Here is a 25,195-nt window from a genome sequence, read left to right as displayed (position 1 = left end):
GGCCGCGGCCGCTCAGCCGGGTACCAGCACCGGGTGGGACGGTGAAACCGTCAGCAGGCTGAGCATCGGAGGTCCACGATGAGGAACCGGGACGCCGTCCGGGTCGGCACGGTCGCAGTGTCGATCGTCCTGGCGCTGGTCGGGTCGGCGATCGGGTCGGGCGCGTTCGGCGGCACCCCGATCCAGGACGCGGCCGGCGGCGCGCTCGCCGCGGACGCCACCCTGCTCGCGCCGGGCACCGGGGCGTTCCAGATCTGGAGTGTCATCTACCTGGGGCTCATCGCCTACGCCGTCCTCCAGGCGCTGCCCGGGCAGCGGCACTCGGACCGGCAGCGCCGGATCGGCTGGCTCGCGGCCGCGTCGATGCTGCTGAATGCCGCGTGGATCCTCAGCGTCCAGTTCGGCCTGCTGCTGCTGTCCGTCCCGGTGATCGTGGGGCTGCTGCTCGTCCTCGTCGCCCTGGTGCTGCGCCTCGGCCCGGCTGCCTCCCTGCCGCAGCGGATCCTGACCGACGGGGTGTTCGGGCTCTACCTGGGCTGGGTCGCGATCGCGACCGTCGCGAACGTCACCGCGCTGCTGCAGCAGGCCGGGTTCTCCGGAGCGGGCGTCGCGCCGGAGGCGTGGGCCGTCGTCGTGCTGGCGGTCGCGGTCGGCATCGGGGTGGCGACGTCCCTGCGGACGGGCGGCCGCGTCGCCCCGGCGCTGTCGCTCGCGTGGGGCCTGGCGTGGATCGCCGTCGCGCGGGCGGTCGGTCAGCCGCAGTCGGCGCTGGTCACGACCGTCGCGGCCGTCGCGGCCGCCCTCGTGCTGGCCGCCCCGCTGCTGGTGCGGCTGCGGGTCAGGAACGGCGTGCGCTCCAGCGCGGCCTGACCGCCGCCGCGAGGAGGGTGCCGCGGCGCACCTCCCGAGGGGAGGCGCGGACCACGCGCAGCCGCACGATCCGGAAGCCCATCATCCGCTGGAACTGGCGCACACCGTTGCCCATGCGGTGCGGGCCGAGCCCGACGACGACCGCCCGCACGCCGTGGGCGACGAGCGCCGTCACGATCTCCCGCATCAGCAGGTACCGCGCGAGGGTCGCGACCTCCGACTCCTCCAGCGTGCGGAAGTAGCGCATCGCCGCCCACTCGCCCTCGGCCGGCAGGACCGCGAGCACGACGGGCCGGCCGTCGACCCGGGCGACGAACCAGAAGCGGTGGGTCATCATGTCGCTGTTGTCCGCGGCCTCGTTCCGGGACGCGGCGCGCGGGTTGACCCGCTCGTACGCGTCGGCGACCGCGCACAGCGCCCGGCGCGCCTCCGCGTCGTCCACGCGCTCCACCAGGACCCCGAGCTCGCTCGCCGCCCGGCTGCGCTTCCGCAGCGTGTAGCGCGAGCCCGACGACCCGCGGGCGTAGTCCTCGGCGCGCTCCGGCAGCCCGAGCACGGAGGTGGCGCCGGCCAGGGCGCCGCGGCGCAGCCAGGCGCGCCCCAGCTGGGCGCGGATCGCGTCGGCCTGCGGGCCGCCGGGCAGCCGCACCTCCACCGCGGGCAGCGCGCGGATCGTGCGGAGCAGGGCGACGGTGTTCCGCGGGTGCGTCAGCACGTGTCGCAGCTGCGACCCCGAGCGGTCGACGAAGCGCTCGAAGTACCGGGAGACGCGCTCCTCGGACTCGCTCGAGAACGCCGGCCTCACGGTGTGCAGTCTCGCCCGGCCGCCGTGCACGGATCCCGTCGCGCGCGCAGGACCGGAGCGCCGTTCAGGTTCGGTGCAGGTGCACGAGCGCTTGCGCGAGCCGCAGGCCCAGGTACCGCTGGCCGGCGACGGTCGGGTGGTGGTTCTGCGGGTCGAGGACGCCGTCGGGGTGGCGCTCGGAGATCCAGTGCTGCCGCAGCATGGAGATGTAGCGGACCTGCTGCGTCGCGGCCACCCGGTGCAGGACGACGTCGACCGCGCGCTGCTCGGCGGTGACGGGCACCGGGTCCGGTCCCGGCCCGAGCATGACCCGCTGCGCCGCCGGGAACCGGTCGCGCAGCGCCGCCATCGTGCGGGTCGCCGCCGCGGTCAGCGCGGCCGCGGACGCCGCATGGTCGTTGCTGCCGCCCTGGACGACGACGAGGTCGGCGCGCACCCGGCCGCCGAGGCGGCGGACGCGATCCGCGTAGGAGCTGCCGGCCGTCTCGCCGTTGACGTAGCCGGTGCCGGAGACCGCGTCGACGGTCACGGCGAGGCCGAGCCGTGCGGCGGCGACCTGCCCCAGCGCGTGCCGCGGGTCCGCGTGCAGCCCCGCGGCCCAGGAGTCGCCGAGCACCAGCATGCTGCGCGGCGCCCGGCCCGTGCCGGTCAGCGCGCCGATCGCCGGTCCGGCGACCGCCATCGCCAGCAGGGTCCTCCTGGTGAGCTGCGGGCGTCGCACCGGTCGAGTCTGGACCTGGCGCGGCGGGCTCCCGTCCGTCCGGCGCGCGCGGCGCCAGGAGGCGTTCAGGTCGCGTGCAGCGACGGCGGCGGGTCAGCGGAACGCGGAGACCAATCGCACCGCCGCCCGCGCCGTGAGGTGCGGCAGGTACGCCCGGGTGAGCGCGAGCCCGGTCGAGGGCAGCGCGACCGGGTCCGGGTAGGCGAGGACGAGGGGCTGCAGCGCAGGCTGGAACTTCGCCTTGAAGGACGCCAGCGAGGTGAACCCGTACGCGGGCTCGAGCACGCGGGAGAGCACCTCGAGCAGCCGCTCGAGCGGCCCGTCGCCGTCGGCCGCCGACAGCGACAGCGGGGAGGCGGACAGGCTGACCACCTCCACGCCGCGCTCCTGCGCCAGCTGCAGGACGGCCGCGATCAGGAACTCCATCAGCCCGTTCATGCCGTCGGGCGCGCGCCGCATGAAGTCCAGCGTCCAGCGCACCTCCGTCCCCTCCCGCCAGGTCGGCAGCCAGCTCGTGACCGCGAGCACCTGGCCGTCGGCGTCGACCGCGAGCATCAGGCGCACCGCGGGATCGCGCAGCTCGTCCAGCCCGCCCAGGGTGAAGCCGAGCTCGGGCAGGCCGCGGTCGGCGACCCACAGCTCGGACAGGGCGACGATCTGCCCGCGCTGCGCCGTCGTGCACTCCGCCCACGTCAGCCACGTCGTCCGGATGCCGAGGCGGGCCGCGCGGTTGATGGAGGAGCGCACGTCCTGCCAGCGCTTCCCGGTCAGCGTCACGGTCGCGGGATCGATCAGGGTGTCCTCCCCGATCACGACCGTCGACCACTGCCGGTCGTCCGCGAGCGCCCGGGCGAAGCCGGCCGGGACCGCGTAGAACACCGGCGTCAGGCCGCGGTCGTCGCACGCGACCGTGAAGGCGCGCGCGGCGGGGAGCGCGCCGTCGGGGCGGCCGATCGGCTCGCAGAGCGCGAGCGCGACGCCGCCCACCTCCCGGTAGGCGACCGCGTGCTGCCCGTCGTCGGAGAACCAGGTCGAGTTCTCCGGCCAGGTCGCCATGTACGAGACGGATCCGCCGCCTCCCACGCGCAGCAGCCGGGCGAGCCGGCGGCTGTCGGCGGGGGAGGCGCGGGCCACGTCGAAGCGCAGCACGATCGTCACCGCCAGCACGACCAGCCACAGCAGCGGGCCCATCCAGTCGTGGACGAGGTGCGCGGGCTGCCCGACCGGCACCAGCGCGACGTGACGCAGGTCGACGAAGCCGATCGGCACGTACCGCCGCGGCAGGTCCGCGAGCGCGGACAGCGCGTTCGCCCTCGGCTGGAACTGCCCGGGGAGGAGCGCGCCGGCGAGCACGTAGGCGACGCCGCCCGCCGCGAACGCCGCGCCGATGGCGACGGCGCACCGCAGCAGGGTGCGCCGCCGCGCCCGCACGTCGAAGTGGCGGATGCTCGCGAGCACGACGGCCGCGACCGCCGCGGGCACGGCCGCGGCGAGCGCCGTCTGCAGGGTCGGTCCGTCGCCGAGCGCCGGCCCGAGCAGCGACGCCGGGTTCCTGAGCGCGGGCAGCACGCCGTAGAACACGGTGGTGAGCGCGGCGACCAGCAGGTCGATGGTCACCGCCGCGACCGCGCTGGCGCGACGCCCGTGCCACATGCCCCAGGCCGCGGCGACGAGCGCGGCCAGGACGAGGATCGGCATCACCGCCGTGCCGGGTCCGTTCACGTGGGCGAGGGCGAGCTGGCGGGCGCAGAAGCCGGGGTCGCCGGCCGGGACGCAGGGCGCGCGGAGCACGCCGGTGCCCGGCAGCGCGTCCCGGAACAGCAGCCCCAGCGGTCGCAGCGGGCCGTACCCGTGCGGCGACACGATCGCGACCAGCGGCCCGACCGCCACCACGCCCACGACCGCGGCGAGCAGGCTCCTGACCTCGTGGTGGCTGCTGCGCCGCCACCCGAGCCGGGGCCGGTCCCGCGTGAGCAGGGCGCCCAGCAGCAGCCCGACGAGGCCGGCGCACAGGCGGTAGGCGTCGGCGGGACCGCCGGAGTAGAGCAGCAGGACGACGAGCGCGGTGAGCCCGAGCACCCGGGTCCTGCGGCGCCACAGCGGGCCGGCGAACGCGCTGGCGGCCAGCACCGTGCCGGCGATCGGGATGAACGGGTCGACCACCAGGGTGTCGAGCGGCGCCTGCGACCAGACGCCGCGCACCAGGATGCCGGCCGCCTGCAGCCCGATCCCGGTCAGCACGCCCGCGACCGTGGTCGTGAGGGCGACGAGCAGCGTGCGCGCGGGGCCGATCAGCGCCTCCGCCGCTCCCATCAGCAGCACCGCGGCGACCAGCGCGAGCACGAGGACGACCGGGCCGGGGACGAACACCGCGGCGGTGAGCAGGGTCGTGAGGTCGTGCCGCTGCAGCACCGCGTCGAGCCCCGTGCCCACGACGTCGCGCAGCCCGGGGCGGATGCCGAAGGCGGAGCCGGTGGCGACCGCCAGCACGAGGAGGAGGGTCGCGAAGCCGATCGACACGGGCCGTCGGCGCAGGAACGGGGTCATCGGGCGGGCAGGTCCCACCGCGCGGTGAGCTGCCGCAGACCCCAGCCGAGCCCCTGCGACGCGGTGTGCCAGTCGTGCGCCGTCCCCGGGACCACGGAGGTCGAGACGGTCATCCCCGCGCGCCTCGCCGCGGCGGCCATCGCCCGCGTGATCGGCGCGTACCGGGCGTCGTCACCGCCGACCGCGAACAGCGCCCGGGTCGCGGGGTAGCGCCGGGAGGCGAGGACGTGCAGGGGCGACGCCTCCGCGTAGGCGCGCGCGGACCCGTGGAAGCCCCGCGCGACGGTCTGGGCGACCGTGCCGTTGCGGGGGGCCAGCTCGCCGGACACGTCGACGATGCTGCCGAACATCGCCGGGAATCCGGCGCCGAGCTGGATCGCGCAGGTGCCTCCCTCCGAGAACCCGGCGATGGTCCAGCTGCGCCTGGCGGCCGAGACCGGCTCGTGGGTCAGGATCCAGTGCCGCACGTCGACGGTGAGGTAGGTCGCGACGTCGCCGAGGCGGGAGTCCACGCACATCGGGTTGCTGGAGGGGCTGCCCAGCTGGTCGGGCACGACCAGGATCGGTGCGACGCCGTCGTGGGCCCGCGCGATCGCGTCGAGCGCGGTGTCGAGGTGACCCGCGAGGAACAGGTCCGACGGCTGTCCCGGCTGGCCGGAGAGCCCCACGACGACGGGCAGCCGCGGCGGGTCCTTCACCAGCGCCGCGGGCGGCAGCCACACCCACGCCTGGCGCGCCGCGAAGTGCGACACCGTCCCGGGGATCGTCACCGTGCCGACGGTGCCGTCCGCCGGCATGCCGGCGGGCGCCCGCCAGTGCGACAGCGACGTGTCGCCGGCGTGCAGGCCGCCGGCCACGAGCGCGCCGACGCCGGTGTCGCCGAACACGTCGCCGAGGGTCGGGTAGTAGGCGAAGTCCTCGTTGATCATCAGGCCGCCGGCCAGCACCACCACGGGCACCGCGACCAGGGCGACGGCCTTGCGCCACCACCTGGTGCGCACGAGGCCCACGACCGCGATCGCCAGCCCGGCGAACAGCGCGGCCCCCGCGGCGTGCACGACCGCGGACAGCTGCACGCCGAAGAGGTCCTGCACGTCGCCGAGCAGCCAGACCAGCCCCAGGCCGATCCCGCCGCCGAGCGTGGTCGCTCCGCCGAGCGCCGCGTACCAGGGACCGCGGCGGCCCACGACGCCGAACGGCAGCACGAGCACCACGAGCGCGAGGACCGCGAGCGCGTAGACGACGGCGAGCGTGCGGTCCGTCTGGATCGGCAGCGACGACAACCACGTGGGCATCCGGACCTCCTGGTCCGATCGTCGGCCTCGAGGTGCCAGGAACCTCGAAGACGGCTCAGGGCGTGCCGAGGCGGTAGCCGAGGCCGCGCACGGTGGTCACGATGTCGCGGTCGGTCTTGCGCCGCACGTAGTGGACGTAGGTGTCGACGGTGCCGGGCACGTCGCCCGGCGGGAAGACCTCGCGCAGGATGCGCTCCCGCGACAGGGTCTCGGAGTCGTGGCGGGCGAGCAGGTGCAGCAGCTGCGCCTCCGTGCGGCTCAGCACGATCCGCCCGCGGTACGGCGAGTTGATGATGCGGGTCTCGGGGCGGAACTCCCAGTCGCCGATCATCAGCACGTCCTCCGTGACGGAGTGCGTGCGGGTGATCGCGCGGAGGCGGGCCAGCAGCTCCGTCGCGGCGAACGGCTTGGTCAGGTAGTCGTCCGCGCCGGCGTCGAGACCGCCGACCCGGTCCTCGAGCGAGCCGAGCGCCGTCAGCAGGATGATCGGCACGCTGCTGCCCCGGCTGCGGATCCGCCGCACCACGTCGAGCCCGTCGCCGTCGGGCAGCAGCCGGTCCAGCGCCACGGCGGCGAAGTCCTGCTGCTCGGTGATCGCCAGGGCCCCGGCCGCGTCGGCGACGAGCAGCACGTCGTACTGTCCGGCGAGCATCTCCACGGTCACCGGACCGAGCCGGGGATCGTCCTCCACGACCAGCAGCGGCGGCCGTGGCCCGGCTCCCGCTGGTCGGGAGGGAACGGTGCGCACCGCCTCATCGTGCATCACGGGGCGGGTGCGGACGAACGGTCCGCCCCGGTGTCCAGGGTGCGTGCAGGCCGCGCGGTTCGCGCATTCTCCGAGGTTCCTGGCAGCGGGTGGTGGATGGTCTGCCCGTGGACACCGTCGCGCTGCGCAGCGATCGCGTCGCCCCGGGTACCGGCGGCGCGGTCGGCCGCCGCGCGCCGGTCCCGGCGAGGGTGCTGCCGGTCGCGATCGGGGTGCTCGCCTTCGCCGTGCGGCTGCGGCTGCTGCTGCACGGCGGCGGCCTGCTCGGCATCGGCGGCTACGACGACGGGGTCGACTACGCGGCGGGAGCCGCGCTGCTGCACGGGCGCCTGCCGTACGCCGACTTCCTGCTGCTGCATCCGCCCGGCGTCGCGCTCGCGGTCGTGCCGTTCGCGGCGCTCGGCGACATCACCTCCGACGAGGTCGGCCTGGTCGTCGCGCGGCTCGCCTTCGAGCTGATCGGCGGGCTGAACGCGGCGCTCGTGGTGCTGGTCCTCCGCCGCTCCGGCACGGTCGCCGCCGCCACCGGAGGGGTGCTCTACGCGGTGCTGCTGCCGGCGGTCTGGGCCGAGCGGTCCGTGCTGCTCGAGCCGCTCGGCACCCTGGGGATCCTGCTCTGCCTGCTGCTGCTCGGCGGCGCCGTCTCGGGACGCGTCGCGCTCGCCGCGGGCATCGCCGCCGGCAGCGCGATCGACGTGAAGATCTGGTACGTCGTCCCGGTCGCCGTGATCGCCGCGTTCGTGCCCCGGCACCGGCTGCGCCACCTCGCCGGCGCCGCGATCGCGGTCGTCGCGGTCCAGCTGCCGTTCCTGGTCGCGGCGCCGGGCGCGATGATCCGGGAGGTGGTGCTCGACCAGCTGGGGCGGCCCCACGTGATCGGCCTGCTGCGGCGGGTCGCGGAGATGCTCGACGCCCACCGGGTGGGCGTCCTCGACCTGCGCGGCGTGACCGCGGCGCTCGCCGTGCTGGCGTGCGTCGCCGTGCTCATCACCCTGCTCACCCCGGGCGTGCGGGTCTTCGGCGCCCTGCTCGTCGCGGACGCCGCGGTGCTGCTGGCGAGCCCGTCCTACTTCGAGCACTACGGCGCGTTCACCGCTCCGCCGCTCGCGCTGTGCACCGGCATCGCCGTCCAGCGGGCGCTGCGCGGCCTGCCGGTCGGCCACCGGCCGCAGGGCGTGCTCGCCGCGGTCGTGTGCGCCCTCGTGCTCCTGTCCGGGCTGCACGTGGACGACCGCCGCAGGTCCGGGAAGGCGGTGCCGGTCGCGTTCGTGCAGGCCGTCGAGCGCACCCGCGGCTGCATCACCGCCGACGACCCGACGGCGCTGGCGGTCACCGACGTGCTCAGCCGGGACCTGCGCGACCCTCGCTGCCTGGTCTGGCCCGACGTCACGGGGTGGACGTACGACGCCGCGGACGAGCGGACCCCGAGCGGGCACGCGGTGCTGCGCACCGAGAACGCGCGCTGGCAGCGCCTGCTGCTCGACTACCTCCGCTCGGGATCCGCGACGATGGTGCTGCGCCGCAGCACCGGGCTCGGCGCGCGGGACCGGGCGGCGCTCGCCGCGGCGCCGCCGATCGCGCGGTTCGGGCACGACGTGCTGCGACCCGTCGTGCGGCGCTGAGGCCGTCCGCTCCACGTCGCCGTCACATCGGGAAGCCGGGCTCGTGGCGCTCGACCGGACGGGGCTGCTCCAGCTCGATCCGCAGCACCGGGCTGATGCCCCGTCGCTCGACCCCGGCCAGGTCCGCGCGCAGCCCATCGGGCTCGATGCGCCATGCGACGTCACCGTGCCCCAGGACGGCCACCCCGACGATCCGCTGCGTCGTGATGCGCAGGTCCGCGCCCAGCGATCGGACCACCGCTTCGGCGTCCGGCCACGTGAAGTACGAGGCGTAGACGAGGTGCTCGTCACGGCTGGTGAAACGGAGGTCGTGCGACGTCCAGGCCGTCGCCTCGGTGTCGGCGAACGAGCCCACCCGGGGCTCGGTCGGCCCCTCGCCGAACACCAGCCACGGCCGCGTGCCGTAGACGGCCTCGCCGTTCATCGCCAGCCAGTCGCCGATCCCCTCGAGCAGCGCCACCTCGTCGTCGACGAAGGTGCCGTCCGGCCGCGGTCCGACGTTCAGCAGCAGGGAGCCGTTCTTCGCGACCACGTCGATCAGCTCGCCGACCACCTCCGCGGCGGACTTGAAGTCGTTCACGTCGAGGTGCGCCCAGCCGATGCGGGACGCGGACGTGTCGTTCTGGAACGCGCGGGGCTGGATCGACCGCGCGGTGCCGCGCTCGATGTCGTGGACGGCGGCGCCCTCGTCGAACGCGTCCCACTTCGCGTTGATGACGGGCGCGCCGCCGGTCCCCGCGGCCCGGTTGGCGAGGTAGGCGGCGAACACGGCCAGGTACGGCCGGAACACCGGCTGCTCGATCCACCAGTCGAAGTACACCAGGGCGGGGTCGTACCGCTCGACGGTGTCGACGAGCCGAGCGAGCCAGTCGTCGAGGAAGGCGGCGTCCGGCTGGGTGTGGAACGGGCGAGCCGGCCCGTAGAGGTCCGCGTTCTCGGGATCCAGCACGTCGCTGTCGTAGCGGGTGCCGCCGTTGAAGAACCACCAGTGCTCGGCGCGGTGGTTGGACACCCCGAACGTCATCCCCGCTCGGCGGGCCGCGGCTGCGAGCTCGCCGATCACGTCGCGCCCCGGTCCGATCAGCGGTGCCTTCCACCGCGTCAGCGCGCTGTCGTAGAGCGCGTAGCCGTCGTGGTGCTCCGAGACCGGGACCACGTACTGCGCGCCGGCGCGGCGGAACAGCCGGATCCAGGCGTCCGCGTCGAACCGCTCGCCCCGGAACATCGGGATCAGGTCCTTGAAGCCGAACTCGGCCTGCGGGCCGTACGTCGCGAGGTGGTGCTCGAACTCGGGGGTGCCCGGCACGTACATGGTGCGCGCGTACCACTCGGTCCCGTAGGCGGGAACGGCGCTGACGAGCCAGTGCACGAAGATGCCGAACTTCGCGTCGCGGAACCACGGCGGCACCCCGATCGTCCGCAGCGACGCCCAGTCCGCGGTGAACGGCCCGGACGCCGCCAGCGCGCGGGCGCGGGCGACCAGGGCGGAACGGGTCTCGTCGACGTCGGTCATCCGGTGCTCCCTGCTGCGGCTCGCCGGCAGAGCATGGTCGAGCCGCCTGCGCCGCCCCCGGGAGGCCGGCGGTCAGCTCGAGGCGGTCCGGGAGCGCAGGCGGGCGCGCGCCCGGTACTCGTGCGGGGAGGTGCCGTACGCACGACGGAAGGCGCGGGACGACGTGGTCGGGTCGGCGAAGCCGCAGTCGCGCACGATCGTCAGGACCGACCGCGTGTCCGACGGGTCCTCCAGCGCCCGCGCGACGGCGGCCAGCCGCAGGTCGCGGAGGTAGTCGGCCGGCGTCGTCTCCAGGTGGTCGAAGAGCTGGTAGAGCCGCCTCCGGGAGATGAAGTGCGCGTCTGCGACCGTCCCCACCGTCAGCGCGGGACGCGTGTGGTGCCGCTGCATGAAGTCCTGCACGGTGACGCGCAGGGCGCCGGTCGTCCTCGGCATCACCCGTGCCGCCGCGACGGAGGAGCGCAGCATCGTCGCCGTCAGGTCGCGGAGGACGTCGGCGTCCTCCGAACCCGGGGGCGCCGCATCGCCGGCTCGCAGGTGCTCCGCGAACGAGAACAGCGCGGAGTCCGGCTGACCGGCGGGGACCAGGAGGCGGTCGACGGCGGAGTCGACCATCGCCGCCGGCACGCCCAGCGAGGCCCGCGAGATCTGGATGATCTCCTGCTGCTGGTCCGGCGCGGAGTAGTCGAGGTAGTAGGGGGCGTCGGTCGCGTACACGGTCACCGCGCCGGCCGAGACCCGGGTCGCATGACCGTTCTGGAACACCGTGCCGCGCGAGCGCCGCTGCAGGGAGACGTGCAGGTCGTCGCTGTTGGCCTTCGAGGCGAGCCGAGCGGTGCGGTCGGCGGTCGTGCCGTCGGTCGTCACGAGGGACACCGCGACGGTCTCGTCGATGCGCCGGTACTCCATCCGCCCGCGGAACGCGGGGCCCGAGGCGGTGCAGCGCAGCGGCACGAAGCAGCCGCTGACCACGTCGGCCCAGTCGTCGGGCGTGTCCGCGACCAGCACATCCATGGGCTCCGCCTCCTCGAGTACCTGGACGGTAGATGACCCCGCGACCGCCTGCAACGACCGGCGTCGTCCGCTCCCGAGGGGTGCACAAAACGCCGACGGAACGGCGTCGGAGCGGTCATAACCTGCGTCGTCCGGGCCGCGAGCGCCCGCCGACCTGCGGAGTGTGGACGATGGCGTTCTTCGATCAGCCGACCTGGGACGGCACGACCTACCTCGGCGGCTGGGCGACGACCGGCGCGACGGCGGACGTCGTGTCGCCGTCGACCGGCGAGACGATCGCGCACTACGCGGTGGCCTCGCCGCAGGACGTCGCCCGCGCTGCGAGCGTCGCGGCACGCGCCCAGGTCGCCTGGGCGGCGACGCCCCCGCCGGAGCGCGCCGCGGTCCTCCGCCGCGCGGCGCAGCTGATCGACGCGAGCACCGACGTGCTGTCCGGCTGGCTGCAGTCGGAGGCGGGCTCCTCGGCCGGCAAGGCCGCGTTCGAGGCCGGTCTCGTCAGCGCCGAGTTCTGGCTCGCGGCGGACACCGCGATGGCCCCGTACGGGCAGCTGCTGCGGACGGGGCGGCCGCGCCTCAGCCTCGCGCGGCGCCTCCCGGTGGGGGTCGTCGGCGTGATCTCGCCGTTCAACTTCCCGGGCATCCTGTCGGCGAGGTCGATCGCGCCGGCGCTCGCGCTCGGCAACGCGGTCGTGCACAAGCCGGATCCGCGCACGACGATCACCGGCGGCCTCTTCTTCGCCGCCGTGCTCGAGGAGGCGGGTCTGCCTGCTGGGCTGTTCAGCGTCGTGACGGGCGGAGCCGCTGTCGGGTCCGCGCTCGTCGACGCCCAGGAGGTCCGGGTGGTCTCCTTCACCGGCTCGACGCCGGCGGGACGCGAGATCGGCGCGCGCGCCGGCCGGCTGCTGAAGCGCGCGCACCTCGAGCTCGGCGGCAACAACGCCCTGCTCGTGCTGCCCGACGCGGACGTCGCCGCGGCGGCGTCCGCGGGCGCGTGGGGCTCCTTCCTCCACCAGGGCCAGATCTGCATGACGACCGGTCGGCACCTCGTGCCCGCCGACCTGTACGACGAGTACGTCGCGCTGCTGGCGGGCAAGGCGGCGGCGCTGCACGCGGGAGACCCGGCCTCCGGCGCCCCGCTCGGGCCGGTGATCGACGCGAAGCAGCTGCAGCACGTGGACGCGGTGGTCAGGGGCAGCGTGGCCGCCGGCGCGGTGATCGAGGCCGGTGGCACGCACGACCGGCTGTTCTACGCGCCGACGGTGCTGTCCGGCGTGACGCCCGACCAGCCGGCGTTCAGCGACGAGATCTTCGGGCCCGTCGCCCCGGTGGTCCGGTACGAGTCGGTCGACGAGGCCGTCGATCTCGCGAACCGCAGCGAGTACGGGCTGTCGGTCGGCATCCTGTCCGCGAACCCGTACCGCGCCCTCGAGCTCGGGGACCGGATCCGCACCGGCATCCTGCACATCAACGACCAGACGGTCGACGACGAGGCGCAGGCGCCGTTCGGCGGCGTCGGGGCGTCGGGCACGGGCAGCCGGTTCGGCGGTCACGAGGCCAACATCGAGGCCTTCACGGAGACGCAGTGGGTCACCGTGCAGGCCGACATCGCGACCTACCCGTTCTGATCGGCGACGACGATGACCAGGACCATCCACGCCGCCGTGCTCGACGGCATCGGCGCCGACTTCGAGATCCAGCCCGTCGAGCTCGACGACCCCCGCCCAGGCGAGGTCCTCGTCCGCACCGTCGCGACCGGCGTCTGCGGCACCGACGTGCACGTCCAGCACGGCGGCATCCCGTTCCCGCTGCCCGGGGTCGTCGGCCATGAGGGCGCGGGCGTCGTGGAGGCGGTCGGCGCGGGCGTCACGTCCGTCGAGCCGGGTGATCAGGTGCTGCTCACCTTCACGAGCTGCGGCAGGTGCCGCAGCTGCCGGACCGCGCATCCCGCGTACTGCGACGACTTCCTGCCGCGCAACCTGCTCGGCGGGCAGCGGGCGGACGGCAGCTCCCCGATCCACCGGGACGGGCAGGACCTGCACGCCCACTTCTTCGCGCAGTCCTCGTTCGCGACCCACGCGCTGGCCGAGGAGCGGAGCGTCGTCCGGGTCGCCCCCGAAGCCGACCTCTCCCTGCTCGCTCCGCTCGGCTGCGGCGTGCAGACGGGTGCGGGCACCGTGTTGAACGTCCTCCGGCCCGAGCCCGGGACGACGCTCGTCGTCTTCGGCGCGGGCGCGGTGGGGCTGTCCGCGGTGATGGCCGCGGCGCTCAGCGCGACCCTCCACATCGTCGTGGTCGACATCGTGCCGTCGAGGCTGCGGCTCGCCGAGGAGATCGGCGCCACCGCGACGATCGATCCCCGGTCCGCCGATGTGCGCGACGAGGTCATGGCGCTCACCGGCGGTCGTGGCGCGGAGCACGCCGTCGACGCGACGGGTGTTCCCGCGGTGCTCGAGACGGCGATGTCGGTGCTGGCGCCGCTCGGCACGCTCGCCTCCATCGGCGCCTCCGCCCCCGGCACGACCCTCGCCGTCGACGTCAACCACTGGCTGAACGGCCGACGGTACATCGGGATCACGGAGGGGGACTCGGTCCCGCAGGTGTTCCTGCCCGCGCTCTCGGCGCTCGTCGAGCAGGGTCGGTTCCCGCTGGAGCGGCTGATCCGCCACTACCCCTTCGACCGCATCAACGACGCCGTCGCCGCCGTCCGCGCGGGCGAGGTCGTCAAACCCGTCCTGCAGTTCACCGCCTGACCGCCGATCACCCCGGACCGAGGAGTTCCCATGGGCACCAGCAGCTCACCGACCCCGTTCACCCGCCGCACCGTCCTGCGAACCGCAGGCGCCGGCGCGGGCGCCCTCGCGCTCGCCGACCTGCTCGCGGCCTGCGGCATCAAGGGCGGCGGCGCCGCCTCCGGCGACACCCTGAAGATCGGGTTCGTCAGCCCGCAGACGGGCGCGCTCGCGAGCTTCGCGTCGAGCGACAGTTTCGTCGTGAAGACGATCTCCGCGCTCACGAGCAAGGGCTTCACGGCGGGAGGCAGCACGAAGCAGCTGCAGATCGTGGTCAAGGACACGCAGTCGAGTCCCACCCGCGCATCCGACGTCACCCGGCAGCTGATCACCCAGGACAAGGTCGACCTGGTCGTCGCCTCCGGAACGCCCGACACCACGAACCCGGTCGCGGACGCCTGCGAGGCGGCCGGTATCCCGAACATCACCACGATCGCGCCGTGGGAGGCGTGGTTCTTCGGCCGGAACGGCAAGGACGGCGTCGGCTTCGAGTACTCCACGCTGTTCTTCTTCGGGATGCAGCAGTTCGGCGAGTGCTTCTTCCCGATGTGGGAGAAGGTCGGTGCGGACGGGAAGGACGTCGCCTGCCTGTGGCCGGACGACACCGACGCGAACGCGTTCCGGAACGGACTCGGCCCAGCGATGAAGAAGGACGGGTACACCCCGATCGACGGCGGCAAGTACAACGACGGCGCGAGCGACTTCACCGGGCAGATCGCGAAGTTCACCGCGGCGAAGGCCGACCTGTTCACCTGCACGCCCATCCCGCCCGACTTCCAGACCTACTGGAAGCAGGCGGCGCAGCAGGGTTTCCGCCCGAAGCTGGCGACCGTCGCGAAGGTCATGCTGTTCCCGTCGGAGGCGGAGGCGCTCGGAACGCTGTCGAACAACATCGCGACCGACATCTGGTGGAGTCCGGGCCACCCGTACAGGTCGACCCTCGACGGCTCGTCCGCGGCGAAGCTGGCCGATGCCTTCGCCGCGTCGGCCGGCAAGCAGTGGACGCAGGCGCTCGGCTCGGTCTACTCGCTGTTCGAGATCGCGATCGAGGCCTTCAAGCAGGCGAGCGACCCCCGCGACCGCAAGGACGTCGCGGACAAGCTGAAGAAGATGAGCATCACCGGGATGAGCGGCCCGCTCGACTTCACGAAGGGTCCGCAGCCCGGCGTCGCGATCCAGCATCCGGTCGGCGGCCAGTGGCGCCCCGGGAAGACGTTCCCGTGGGACATCACGATCGTCGACAACTCCGCGAACACGGCCGTGCCGCTGCAGGGCGATCTGCAGCCCACCTTCGCGTGATGGCGGTCCTCGAGATCGAGGGCCTGTCCAAGCGGTTCGGCAAGCTGACGGTCGCCGACGACCTGCACCTCTCCGTCCAGGAGGGGGAGGTCGTCGGCGTCGTCGGCCCGAACGGCGCGGGCAAGTCGACCTTCTTCGCGATGATCGCGGGGGAGATCCGGCCCGACGCCGGGCGGATCCGGGCCGCAGGCACGGACATCACCCACCTCCGTCCGAGCAGGCGAGCACGGCTCGGCATCGGCCGCACGTTCCAGGTGCCTCGGCCGTTCGAAGGCATGACCGTGTACGAGAACGTGCTCGTCTGCGCCCAGGAGGGGGCGGGGCTCGCGCCGGCCGAAGCCCGGCCGCGAGCGATCGAGGTGCTCGAGCAGTCCGGCCTCGTCGCGCAGGCGAACGAGCGCGCGGGCAGCCTGACGCTGCTGCAGCGGAAGCGGCTGGAGGTCGCGCGCGCCTGGGCCACCGGCCCGCGGATCATCCTGCTGGACGAGGTCGCCGGCGGCCTGACCGACCCGGAGGTCGACGAGCTCGTCCTGCTCGTTCGGGACATCGCGGCCTCCGGGGTCGCCGTGATCTGGATCGAGCACGTGGTCAGGGCGCTGACCGCGACGGTCTCCCGGCTCCTCTGCCTGGCCGGCGGCCACTTCGTCGCCGAGGGGACGCCGCAGGAGGTGCTGGCGAACCGCGAGGTGCGCGACCTGTACCTCGGCACCGGCGCGGACACCGAGGCGGAGGAGGAGCAGCCGTGAGCGTGCTCTCGATCGACGCCCTCTCCGTCCGGCACGGGCAGCTGCAGGCGTTGACCGACTTCTCCCTCGAGCTGCAGGAGGGCGAGACCGTCGCCGTCGTCGGCTCGAACGGGGCCGGGAAGTCGACGCTGATGGGCAGCATCGCAGGACTGCTGCCGGCGGCCTCCGGACGCATCACCGTCGACGGGCGCGACCTGACGCACGTGCCCGCCCACCGGCGGGTCGGCCTCGGGGTGAGCCTGGTCCCGGAGGGCAGACGGCTCTTCCGCTCGCTGTCCGTGGAGGAGAACCTGCTGACCGGCGTCTCGAGGGGCCGGCCCGGGGACTGGACCGTCGACCGCGTCATGGACCTGTTCGGCTGGATGCGGGAGCGGCGCGCGCAGCGCGCCTGGCAGCTCTCCGGCGGGGAGCAGCAGGCGGTCGCGATCGGTCGCGCGCTGGTGTCGAACCCGCGGCTGCTGATGATCGACGAGCTCTCGCTCGGCCTGGCGCCGGCGATCATCAAGCGGATCTACGCGGTCGTGCCCGAGATCGTGGCCGGTGGCACCGCCGTCCTGCTGGTCGAGCAGGACATCTCGCAGGCGATCCGCGTCGCGGACCGGGTCGTCTGCCTCCTCGAGGGCCACACCGTGCTCACCGGTCGTCCCGGCGACCTCACCCGCGACCAGATCGAGGACGCCTACTTCGGCGTCCCGGCGTGACAAGGAGCCGAAGCACGTGGAAGTCCTCGCCGCGGTCATCCAGGGCCTGCTGCTCGGCGGCCTCTTCGCGCTCGCCGCGACCGGGCTGTCGATCATGTTCGGGGTCATGCGGATCGTCAACCTCGCCCACGGCGATCTCGCGATCCTCGCCGCGTTCGTCGCCTTCGTCCTCGTCGTGCAGACCGCGCTGCCGCTGTGGATCGTGGTGATCGCCGCGGTAGTCGTGTTCGGGTTCCTCGGCTACGGCGTGCAGCGGCTGCTGCTCGGCCGGAGCCTGCGCACCGGGCCGCTGGCGACGCTGCTCGTCACGTTCGGCCTGTCGATCATCATCCAGAACCTGCTGCTCGAGGGGTTCAGCGCCGACACCCGAACCCTCGACGCCGGCGTCCTCACCACCGCCGCGTGGCGCGTCGCCCCGGGCATCGCGATCTCGACCCTCGCCCTCGTCACCTTCGCCCTGGCGATCGGCGTGATCGTCGCCGTCCAGCTGTTCCTCTCGAGGACCCGCACCGGTCGGCTGATGCGCGCGACCTCCGACGATCCGGCCACGGCGGCGCTGGTCGGCTCGAACGCGAAGCACATCTACGGGGTCGCGACCGCGATCGCGTTCGCGACGATCGCCCTCGCGGGCGTGCTCTACGCCATGCGATCGTCGTTCGACCCCTCGCTCGGACCGACCCGGCTGATCTTCGCCTTCGAGGCCGTCGTGATCGGCGGGCTCGGATCGCTGTGGGGCACGCTCGTCGGGGGGATGGTGCTCGGGGTGACGCAGACCGTGGTCGCGGTCGTCGACCCGTCGTTGTCCCTGCTCGCGGGGCATCTGGTCTTCCTGGCCGTGCTGGCGTTCCGGCCGCAAGGCGTCCTGGCGGGGAGGACCGTGTGACCACCGCCCGCCCGACCGTCGACTCGATCCACCGGGCGCGCACCGCGCGCCCGTCCACCGTCGGCACGCTGCTCGGCTCGGCGCTGATCGTCGTGCTCGCCGTGATGCCGTTCGTGGCCTACGCCGATGTGACGGACCAGCTGGTGACGCTGTTCGTGCTGCTCATCATCGCGAGCATGTGGAACCTGCTGGCCGGGTTCGCGGGGCTGGTGTCCGTCGGGCAGCAGGCCTACATCGGCATCGGCGCGTACGGCACCCTCGCGTTCTCGCTCGCCGGGGTGCAGCCGTGGCTCGCGATCCTGCTCGGCGCCGCGGTCTGCGCGGCAGTGTCGCTGCCCACCTCCCTGCTCGCGTTCCGCCTTCGCGGGGACTACTTCGCCGTCGGGACCTGGGTGATCGCGGAGGTGTACCGGCTGCTGATCATCCGCGTGCCCGGTCTCGGCGGTCCGAGCGGCACGTCGCTGACGCAGCTGTCCGCGATCGATCCCGCCCTGCGCGGGGCGATCACCTACTGGGTCGCGTTCGCCCTCGCCCTCGCGACGGTCGGCGCGTGCTTCCTGCTGCTCCGCGGACGCATCGGGCTGGCGCTCACCGCCGTGCGCGACAACGAGTCGGCGGCGGGATCGCTCGGCGTGGACGTCGTCCGCGCGAAGCGGATCGTCTACCTGGTCGCGGCGGCCGGAGCAGGATCGGCCGGGGGCCTGCTGCTCGTGCAGGCGCTGTCCGTCCAGCCGGACGCGATCTTCAGCGTGCAGTGGTCCGCGTACATGATCTTCATCGTCGTGCTCGGCGGGACCGGGCGCATCGAGGGCCCGATCGTCGGCGCCGTGATCTTCTTCGCTCTGCAGAACCTGCTCTCGGACTACGGCGCGTGGTACCTCGTGGTGCTCGGCGCGGTGTCCGTCGCCGCAGCGATCTGGCTGCCGGAGGGCATCTGGGGGCTGGTCGCGCGCCGGACCGGCTTCCGCTTCTTCCCCATCGGCTTCGAGGTCACCGGCGTCCGTCTCGAGGGCGTCGGGCGGAGGCGTCGCGCGAAGGCCGGGTGACCGCGCGCGAGAATGACGCATGCGAGCGCGAGGGAGCCGGCACCGCGTCCTGCTCGCGGTGCTGGTCGTCGCGGGACTGCTCCTGACGGCCTGCGGCGCCCTGCCGTCCCCGCCCGCGCCGACATCGAGCGCGGCGGAGGCGCCGCGCGTCGTCGTCTCGACCCGATCGGGCCGGACGGTGGACTGGACCGTGCGGACGCCGTCGGTGCCGGGCGAGCAGCCGGTGCGGATCCTGCTGCCGCGCACGTACGACCAGCACCCAGGGACGCGGTACCCGGTGCTGTACCTGCTGCACGGGTGCTGCGACACGTTCGCGTCCTGGACGCGGTCGACGGACGTGCTGCAGCTCACCGAGGACGCCGGGGTCATCATCGTGATGCCCGACGGGGGACCCGTGGGGTTCTACTCGGACTGGCGCCGCGGACCGCGGTGGGAGCGGTACCACACCGCCGAGCTGCCGCGCCTGCTCGCCGCCCGGTTCCGGGTCAACGATCGAGCGGCGGTCGCGGGCCTGTCGATGGGCGGCCGCGGAGCACTCGCCTACGCCGCGCGGCACCCGGGGCAGTACGTCGCCGCCGCGTCCTTCAGCGGCATGGTCGACAGCTCGCTGAGCGACTACGAGCCGACCGTCTACCTGAACCTGCTGCTGTCGACGGACGTCGGCGACCCGGACGACCTGTGGGGCGATCCGGTCGAGCACGCGGCGGTCTGGCGCGCCCACGACCCGTACGACCTGGCGCCTCGGCTGCGGGGCGTCGCGCTCTTCGTGTCGTGCGGGACGGGGGAGTACGGCCCCTTCGACACGAAGGTCGGCGAGTACGACCACGACGAGACGGAGCAGACGCTCGCCGCGGAGAACGTCGCCTTCGTCGCGCGGCTGCACGCCCTCGGCATCCCGGTCCAGGCCGAGATCGGGACCCCCGGCACCCACACCTGGCCGTACTGGCAGCGCGAGCTGCACCACGCGTGGCCTCTGCTCGCCCGCGCGCTGCGGATCGCCGACGCGGGGTGATCGCGGCCGGGCTCAGCCGCCCCGCAGCACGAGCGCGCCGATGCGGCGCGGCGGGGACGACACCGTCCCCGCCGCGGCGGCGACGGGCCGACGGCGGCGGTTCCGGTGCTCGCCGGAGACGGCGAGCACCGCCCACCGCCCGGTGCTCGACACGTCGGCGGCCGCGACGGTCGCGACGGTGACGCCGCCCGGTTCGTGGGTCACGGCGAGGGGCGTGCGCAGCTTCGTCGTCGCGTGCTCCATCGACCTCCTGCTGCGGCGCAGCGGGGGCCTGCTGCGCGGGGGACGCCAGCGTCCGGCGCCGCGGCTCCCGGCCCGAGCCGAGCCCGCGGCGTGCCGCGCCGCGACCAGGAAGCGACCAGGAAGGGGGTCAGCGCCGCGACCGGCCCCCGAGCAGCCCGGACAGCAGCGCGTGCAGCAGCGGGACCGCGGAGGCGGCCATCAGCACCGTCCCGAGGACCGCGTCGCTCGAGCGCAGCAGCACGCCGCCGAGCAGCAGGCCGAAGAACATCAGGGCGGAGGTCATGCGCGCCACCGCCCGCTCGAGGTACCGGATCTGCCGGTCCAGCCGCGGGGTCTCGACGGCGATCTCGCCGTCCTCCAGCCGCGTGGCTAGGCCGTCGAGCCGCCGGGGGAGGCGGGCGGCGATCGCGGCCGTGTCCGCCGCCTCCCGGGCGAACGACTCGACGATGCCGCCCCGCTCCTCCCGCAGCAGCCGGTCCGCGTAGGGCTCGACGGCGTTCCAGATGTTGAACTGCGGGTCGAGGGTGCTGCAGAGCCCGGAGATCAGCGACACCGCCCGGATGACGAGCAGGAAGTGCTCGGGCAGCTGGAACGGCAGCCCGCGGATCGTGGCGCCGAACTCGTTCGCGAACGCGCGCATCTCGCGCGGGTCGACGTTCTGCAGGTCGGTGAACGCGACGCCGCCGAAGCGGGCGAACAGCGCGGACATCACCCGCTCCAGCTCGCGGGTGTCGGCGGACGGCAGCAGCACGCCCAGCTCGCGCATGCTCGCGACGAGCCGGCGGCCGTCCCGCGACGCCACCGCGATCAGGAAGCCCTGCAGGTCGCGCCGCAGCCCGTCCGGGATGTGCCCCATCATCCCGAAGTCGACGAAGGTGAGCACCCAGGCGCCGCCGCCGGGATCGCCGGCGACCGGGGTGACGAAGATGTTGCCCGGGTGCGCGTCGCCGTGGAAGAAGCCGTCGACGAACAGCTGGTCGAACATCACCTCCGCGAAGTCGGCCGCGACCTCCGCCGGGTCGATCCCAGCGGCCCGCAGCCCGTCGAGGTCGTTGACCTTGATCGCGCTGACGTCCTCGAGGGTCAGCACGCGCCGCGTGACCCGCTCCCAGGCGATCCCCGGCACGCGGACGCGGTCGTCGGCCTCGACCTGCCGGGCGAAGCGCTCGGCGCTGGACGCCTCGTGCAGGTAGTCGACCTCCTCCATGCTCGTCTCGGCGAACTCCTCCGCGAGCGCCGGCAGGTCCACCCGGCGCGACACCAGGCGCACGCGGCTGAGCCGCAGCGCGACCTTGCGCAGCGCCGCCAGGTCGATGTCGACGATCCGTTCGATACCGGGGCGCTGGATCTTGACGACGACGTCCGCGAACCCGGTGTCCTCGGCGGCCGACGGGGTGAGGCGCGCGCGGTGCGCCTGGCCGAGGGAGGCGGCGGCCAGCGGCTCCGCCTCGAACGCGGCGTAGGCGCGCTCGAGCGGCATGCCCAGCTCGCGCTCCGCGAGGGCGCGGATCGCGGCGAACGGCTCGGGCCTGACCGCGTCCTGCAGCCCCTCGAGCTCCTTGGTGACCTCGGGCGGCAGCACGTCGAGGCGGGACGACAGGAACTGCCCGACCTTGATCATCAGGCCGCCCAGCTCCGTCGCGAGCGCGAAGAAGCTCCGCGCCATCCGCTGCCACCGGCGGGTGCGACCGCGGGCGCCGAGCGCGGTCAGGCCGATCCGCGGCAGGAACAGCTCGAACCACCAGTTCTCGACCATGTACCGCGTCGCGAACCGCATGATGCGCCGGTAGCGGGCGCGCCCGCTGCGATCGGTGGCGGGGGAGGCCCGGCGCAGCGCTCGTTCGGGCACGCCTCAGCTCCGGGCGAGGACCGCGAGGATCCTGCGGCGGGCCTCGTCGATCGCGGCGACCACCTCGCCGACCCGGTCGCGCTCGACGCTCTGCGCGGCGATCGCCACGACCTGCGCCAGCTGGGCGCCGGACCGCACGATCGAGGCCCGGTGCGCCGGCCCGTGCGCGGCGGGCGCCTCCTGCTCCGGAGCCGACCGGGTGCGGGCGGCGGCCGCTGCGGCGTGGCCGGCGGGCGTCAGCGTCCAGACCTTGCGGCCGTCGGTGTCCTCGGCGGTGGCCAGCCCCTCGTCGGCCAGCAGCTGCAGCGTCGGGTAGACGACGCCGGCGCCGGGCGTGGGCTCGCCCTGCCCGCGCTCCGCCAGCAGGCGGGCGATCCGGTAGCCGTCGGCGGGACCCTCCGCAAGGGCCTCGAGCACCTCGTCGCGCGAATCGGGGCGCTCGCCGCGGGTCGCCGAGCGCCGGTCGGACGGGTTCCGCAGCTCGTCGAGCACCTCGCGGATGCCGGACAGGCCGCGGGCGACCCCCTCCCGCGTGCGGGAGCCGGCGGGGATGCTGGTCGAAGGCCTGGTCATGGCTCGCTCTCGGGGTTCCGCCCCGCGACCGCGGGGCGATCTCGACGATACATCGCTGACTCCGCCGGGCCTGCCCGGACGGCGGATCGCCCAGGTGGTCGGCTGCCCCCCGCACGCCGTTGGCGGTTCCGGCCCGGTCGGGGCGTTCGCGTTGGTCCCGCGGGCGCCTTCGGTCCGACGCGGGCGTCCGCGGCCGCCGCGAACTGGGGACATCGCGGCGGCCGCGGCCTGGGCTTCACTGGACGTCCGATACGCGCTGGAGGACCGATGTCGGCACCACGGAGGCGGGGCGGCGCGACCGGCGCCGTGATCGCGGTCCTCGCCGTGTCCGCGATGCTGATCGTCGCCGTGCTGATCGTGCCGGCGTCCCTGGTGCCGACCGCCTGCGTGCTCGGCAGCGTGGTCGTGCTGATGGGACTCGTGCTGCTGTTCGGCGGCCGTCCGACGACCGTCCGCGGCCGGTAGCCGAGGCCCAGGCTGTCCGCCGGACGGCCGCGTACGATCCGGACCGACCGCGAACCAGCGACCTCCGGAGGACGACTCATGCCCATCGACGACGACGACATCAGCACCGACCCGACGCAGAGCGGCGAGGGTCCCGCGGACGGCGGGGCGAACCCGAACGGCCACGACGGCGGGGCCGACGGCTCCGCGGATGCGGGCGAGGGTCCCGCGGACGGCGGGGCGAACCCGGACGGCCACGACGGCGGAGCCGACGGCTCCGCGGATGCGGGCGAGGGTCCCGCGGACGGCGGGGCGAACCCGAACGGGCACGACGGCGGGGCCGACGGTTCGGCCGATGCGGGCGAGGGTCCTGCGGACGGCGGGGCGAACCCGGACGGCCATGACGGCGGGGCCGACGGCAGCGCTTGAGCACGACCGACACGCGCGTCCCCGACGTGGACGCGCCCGCTGGGGGCGGGGCGGGCGACCGGCCCGCCCTCAGCCGGTGCATCGCGGTGCCCGCCGACCGGTTCGCCGCGGACATCTGGGGACGCCGGGCGCTGCTCAGCCCCGCGGCCGAGCTCGGTCGCGGCTTCGACGACCTGCTGACGGCCGACGCGGTCGACGAGCTGCTCGCCGACCGCGCGCTCCGCACGCCGTTCATCCGGATGGCGAAGGAGGGCACCGTCCTGCCGCAGTCCGCCTACACGGCGCCCGGCGGGTTCGGCGCGGAGATCGCCGACCAGGTCAGCACCGATCGCGTGCTCGCCGAGTTCGCCGCCGGCGCCACGATCGTGCTGCAGGGCCTCCACCGCACCTGGCAGCCGCTGCGCGACTTCAGCCGGCAGCTGATCCTCGACCTGGGCCACCCGGTCCAGATCAACGCCTACATCACGCCCGCCCAGTCGCGCGGGTTCGATCCGCACTACGACGTGCACGACGTGTTCGTGCTGCAGATCAGCGGCGAGAAGCGCTGGGTCGTGCACGAGCCGGTGCGCGATCACCCGTTCGCCGACGAGCCCTGGTCGCAGCACGCCGCCGCGGTGGGGGCCCGCGCGGCGGAGGCGCCCGCGATCGAGACCGTGCTGCGTCCCGGCGACGCCCTCTACCTGCCGAGCGGCTGGATCCACTCCGCCGTCGCGCAGGGCGGCACGACCGTGCACATCACGGTCGGCATGCCCGCCTTCACGCTCGCGGACGTCGGCCGCGACCTGATCGCCGCGGCGCTCCGAGACGACGCCCTGCGCGAGCCGCTGCCGATCGGTGTCGACATCGGCGACCCGCGGCAGCTGGCAGACGCCGTGCGCCGTGCCGCGGACGCGCTCGTCGCCGCGCTGTCCGGGGAGCAGGACCCGAGCAGGGCGGCGGAGGTGCTCGGTCGCCGGCTGACGCGGATGAGCCGACCCGAGCCCGTCCGGCCCCTCGCGACGGTCGACGCGCCCGCGGCCCTCGACCCCGCTGCGCGCGTGCGCTGGCGGCACGGGCTGCGCGCCCGCGTCGCGGTGTCCGCTGCCGAGGTCGCGATCGGGCTCGGCGACCGCACGGTCCGCCTCCCTCTGCAGACCGCCGATGCGATCACCGCGCTGGAGGCGGGAGGGGGTGCGGCAGCGGGGGCGCTGCCCGGGCTCGACGAGCACGACTCCCTGGTGGTCACGCGCAGGCTGGTCCGCGAGGGCGTGCTCCTCCTCGACGCGTGAGCGGCATCCGGACCACGGTCCCGCGCGGCAGCCTGCGACCGCACGCGGACGGCGGCCCCGCCTGCAGCGCCGCCTCGCGGCTGCTGGGGGAGTCGCTGAGCGCGACCGCGTCGCCCGGCTCCCGCTGGCTGCTCGTCGAGATCGCCGGCGCCTGGGGCTGGAACGCGTTCACCGACTCCCCGGTGCTCGATCCCGCCGTCGGTGCCGCGCTCGCGAAGCGCGCCCATCGGGCCGGCGTCCGGCTGCTCGCCATCCGGCGCCCCGGCCGCGCCCGCGGACCCGTCCGGTGGCGGTGGGCGGTCGTCGACAGCCGGGCCGGGTCGGAGGGGATGCGCTGGGGCGAGGTGGCCATGGCCGAGCAGCTGCTCGCCGTGCCGCTCGACGGGTCGACCGGCACCCCGTCCGACCGGCCGCTCATCGCGGTGTGCACGCAGGGCCGGCACGACGAGTGCTGCGCCGTGCGGGGACGCCCGGTCGCCGCGACGCTCGCCGAGCGCTACCCGGAGGACACCTGGGAGTGCTCCCACATCGGCGGCGACCGGTTCGCGGCGACGATGATCCTGTTCCCGCACGCGCTCACGTTCGGGCGGATGGACGACCTCGACCCCCTGCACGTCGTGGACGAGTTCCGGGCCGGCCGGATCGCGACCGGCGGCTTCCGCGGCAGGGCGAGCCTGCCGCGGGTCGTGCAGGCGGCGCAGCGGGCCGCGCCCGACGCGACGGACGACCGGCGGCTCGAGGCGCACGCGCCGCTGCGCCC

General features: G+C 74.5%; 24 protein-coding genes. 14 read left to right on the top strand and 10 right to left on the bottom strand.

All coding sequences use genetic code 11. The annotated features are described in order from the left end of the window. The first annotated feature begins 78 nt into the window (after positions 1-78). Positions 79-870 (top strand): tryptophan-rich sensory protein, encoded by a 792-nt coding sequence (locus ACFE60_RS07625; protein ID WP_375388253.1) that lies wholly within the window; start codon positions 79-81, stop codon positions 868-870. Here the strand turns inward: ACFE60_RS07625 and ACFE60_RS07620 are convergent. The 5 genes from ACFE60_RS07620 to ACFE60_RS07600 all read right to left on the bottom strand — a co-directional run bounded on the left by ACFE60_RS07620 (position 839) and on the right by ACFE60_RS07600 (position 6,986). Then, positions 839-1,675, bottom strand: coding sequence for a hypothetical protein (locus tag ACFE60_RS07620; RefSeq protein ID WP_375388252.1), 837 nt, complete (start codon positions 1,673-1,675; stop codon positions 839-841). The genes ACFE60_RS07625 and ACFE60_RS07620 overlap by 32 nt on opposite strands. 64 nt (positions 1,676-1,739) lie before the next feature. Further along, entirely contained in the window at positions 1,740-2,396 is a 657-nt protein-coding gene (locus ACFE60_RS07615) for an SGNH/GDSL hydrolase family protein (RefSeq protein ID WP_375388251.1), read from the bottom strand. Positions 2,397-2,489: 93 nt separating this feature from the next. Further along, entirely contained in the window at positions 2,490-4,943 is a 2,454-nt protein-coding gene (locus ACFE60_RS07610) for a bifunctional lysylphosphatidylglycerol flippase/synthetase MprF (protein WP_375388250.1), read from the bottom strand. Then, entirely contained in the window at positions 4,940-6,238 is a 1,299-nt protein-coding gene (locus ACFE60_RS07605; protein ID WP_375388249.1) for an alpha/beta hydrolase, read from the bottom strand. The genes ACFE60_RS07610 and ACFE60_RS07605 overlap by 4 nt, the downstream gene beginning before the upstream one ends. Before the next feature lie 55 nt (positions 6,239-6,293). Next, positions 6,294-6,986, bottom strand: a complete 693-nt coding sequence (locus tag ACFE60_RS07600) for a response regulator transcription factor (protein ID WP_375388248.1) — start codon at positions 6,984-6,986, stop codon at positions 6,294-6,296. A gap of 125 nt (positions 6,987-7,111) precedes the next feature. Between ACFE60_RS07600 and ACFE60_RS07595 the strand changes: the two genes are divergently transcribed. Then, positions 7,112-8,626 (top strand): hypothetical protein, encoded by a 1,515-nt coding sequence (locus ACFE60_RS07595; protein WP_375388247.1) that lies wholly within the window; start codon positions 7,112-7,114, stop codon positions 8,624-8,626. Between the two features lie 22 nt (positions 8,627-8,648). Here the strand turns inward: ACFE60_RS07595 and ACFE60_RS07590 are convergent, their stop codons facing one another. Both ACFE60_RS07590 and ACFE60_RS07585 read right to left on the bottom strand, forming a co-directional pair. Continuing rightward, positions 8,649-10,139, bottom strand: coding sequence for an alpha-L-fucosidase (locus ACFE60_RS07590; protein ID WP_375388246.1), 1,491 nt, complete (start codon positions 10,137-10,139; stop codon positions 8,649-8,651). 72 nt (positions 10,140-10,211) lie between these two features. Next, the gene (locus tag ACFE60_RS07585) at positions 10,212-11,153 is read right to left on the bottom strand and encodes an AraC family transcriptional regulator (protein WP_375388245.1); all 942 of its coding nucleotides are present in this window, start codon (positions 11,151-11,153) and stop codon (positions 10,212-10,214) included. 170 nt (positions 11,154-11,323) lie between these two features. Here ACFE60_RS07585 and ACFE60_RS07580 point away from each other — a divergent pair, with 170 nt between their 5' ends. The 8 genes from ACFE60_RS07580 to ACFE60_RS07545 are packed head-to-tail and all read left to right on the top strand — an operon-like array spanning position 11,324 to position 19,629. Continuing rightward, positions 11,324-12,778 carry an aldehyde dehydrogenase family protein gene (locus tag ACFE60_RS07580; RefSeq protein ID WP_375388244.1) on the top strand — a complete coding sequence of 485 codons (1,455 nt, stop codon included), beginning with the start codon at positions 11,324-11,326 and terminating at the stop codon, positions 12,776-12,778. Between the two features lie 12 nt (positions 12,779-12,790). Then, positions 12,791-13,903, top strand: coding sequence for an NAD(P)-dependent alcohol dehydrogenase (locus tag ACFE60_RS07575; RefSeq protein ID WP_375388243.1), 1,113 nt, complete (start codon positions 12,791-12,793; stop codon positions 13,901-13,903). 30 nt (positions 13,904-13,933) lie between these two features. Beyond that, the gene (locus ACFE60_RS07570; RefSeq protein ID WP_375388242.1) at positions 13,934-15,241 is read left to right on the top strand and encodes an ABC transporter substrate-binding protein; all 1,308 of its coding nucleotides are present in this window, start codon (positions 13,934-13,936) and stop codon (positions 15,239-15,241) included. Further along, entirely contained in the window at positions 15,241-15,987 is a 747-nt protein-coding gene (locus ACFE60_RS07565) for an ABC transporter ATP-binding protein (protein ID WP_375388241.1), read from the top strand. The genes ACFE60_RS07570 and ACFE60_RS07565 overlap by 1 nt, the downstream gene beginning before the upstream one ends. After that, positions 15,984-16,688 (top strand): ABC transporter ATP-binding protein, encoded by a 705-nt coding sequence (locus ACFE60_RS07560; RefSeq protein ID WP_375388240.1) that lies wholly within the window; start codon positions 15,984-15,986, stop codon positions 16,686-16,688. Before ACFE60_RS07565 ends, ACFE60_RS07560 begins: the two co-directional genes overlap by 4 nt. Before the next feature lie 16 nt (positions 16,689-16,704). Further along, positions 16,705-17,571, top strand: a complete 867-nt coding sequence (locus tag ACFE60_RS07555) for a branched-chain amino acid ABC transporter permease (protein WP_375388239.1) — start codon at positions 16,705-16,707, stop codon at positions 17,569-17,571. Beyond that, positions 17,568-18,617 (top strand): branched-chain amino acid ABC transporter permease, encoded by a 1,050-nt coding sequence (locus tag ACFE60_RS07550; protein ID WP_375388238.1) that lies wholly within the window; start codon positions 17,568-17,570, stop codon positions 18,615-18,617. The genes ACFE60_RS07555 and ACFE60_RS07550 overlap by 4 nt, the downstream gene beginning before the upstream one ends. Positions 18,618-18,636: 19 nt before the next feature. Beyond that, positions 18,637-19,629: an alpha/beta hydrolase-fold protein gene (locus ACFE60_RS07545; protein WP_375388237.1), complete on the top strand. Its 993-nt coding sequence runs from the start codon at positions 18,637-18,639 to the stop codon at positions 19,627-19,629. 12 nt (positions 19,630-19,641) lie between these two features. Here ACFE60_RS07545 and ACFE60_RS07540 read toward each other — a convergent pair whose 3' ends face one another. The 3 genes from ACFE60_RS07540 to ACFE60_RS07530 all read right to left on the bottom strand — a co-directional run bounded on the left by ACFE60_RS07540 (position 19,642) and on the right by ACFE60_RS07530 (position 22,294). Then, positions 19,642-19,872, bottom strand: coding sequence for a hypothetical protein (locus ACFE60_RS07540; RefSeq protein WP_375388236.1), 231 nt, complete (start codon positions 19,870-19,872; stop codon positions 19,642-19,644). A gap of 127 nt (positions 19,873-19,999) precedes the next feature. Continuing rightward, on the bottom strand, positions 20,000-21,649 hold the full coding sequence (locus ACFE60_RS07535; protein WP_375388254.1) for an ABC1 kinase family protein: 1,650 nt from the start codon (positions 21,647-21,649) through the stop codon (positions 20,000-20,002). A gap of 75 nt (positions 21,650-21,724) precedes the next feature. Next, complete coding sequence (locus ACFE60_RS07530) at positions 21,725-22,294, bottom strand: PadR family transcriptional regulator (RefSeq protein WP_375388235.1); 570 nt, start codon at positions 22,292-22,294, stop codon at positions 21,725-21,727. A 267-nt stretch (positions 22,295-22,561) separates the two neighbouring features. Here ACFE60_RS07530 and ACFE60_RS07525 point away from each other — a divergent pair, with 267 nt between their 5' ends. The 4 genes from ACFE60_RS07525 to ACFE60_RS07510 all read left to right on the top strand — a co-directional run. Next, positions 22,562-22,759, top strand: coding sequence for a hypothetical protein (locus tag ACFE60_RS07525; protein WP_375388234.1), 198 nt, complete (start codon positions 22,562-22,564; stop codon positions 22,757-22,759). 78 nt (positions 22,760-22,837) lie between these two features. After that, the gene (locus ACFE60_RS07520; RefSeq protein ID WP_375388233.1) at positions 22,838-23,167 is read left to right on the top strand and encodes a BatC protein; all 330 of its coding nucleotides are present in this window, start codon (positions 22,838-22,840) and stop codon (positions 23,165-23,167) included. Further along, positions 23,164-24,435 carry a cupin domain-containing protein gene (locus ACFE60_RS07515; protein ID WP_375388232.1) on the top strand — a complete coding sequence of 424 codons (1,272 nt, stop codon included), beginning with the start codon at positions 23,164-23,166 and terminating at the stop codon, positions 24,433-24,435. Before ACFE60_RS07520 ends, ACFE60_RS07515 begins: the two co-directional genes overlap by 4 nt. Continuing rightward, a partial coding sequence (locus ACFE60_RS07510; protein ID WP_375388231.1) for a sucrase ferredoxin occupies positions 24,432-25,195 on the top strand: 764 nt, incomplete at its 3' end. The genes ACFE60_RS07515 and ACFE60_RS07510, both read left to right, overlap by 4 nt.

The sequence above is a fragment of the uncultured Amnibacterium sp. genome (genome assembly GCF_964245895.1).
Classification (GTDB): domain Bacteria; phylum Actinomycetota; class Actinomycetes; order Actinomycetales; family Microbacteriaceae; genus Amnibacterium.
Note: the sequence above shows the minus strand (reverse complement) of the source record. Positions and strands in the feature narration are given on the sequence as shown.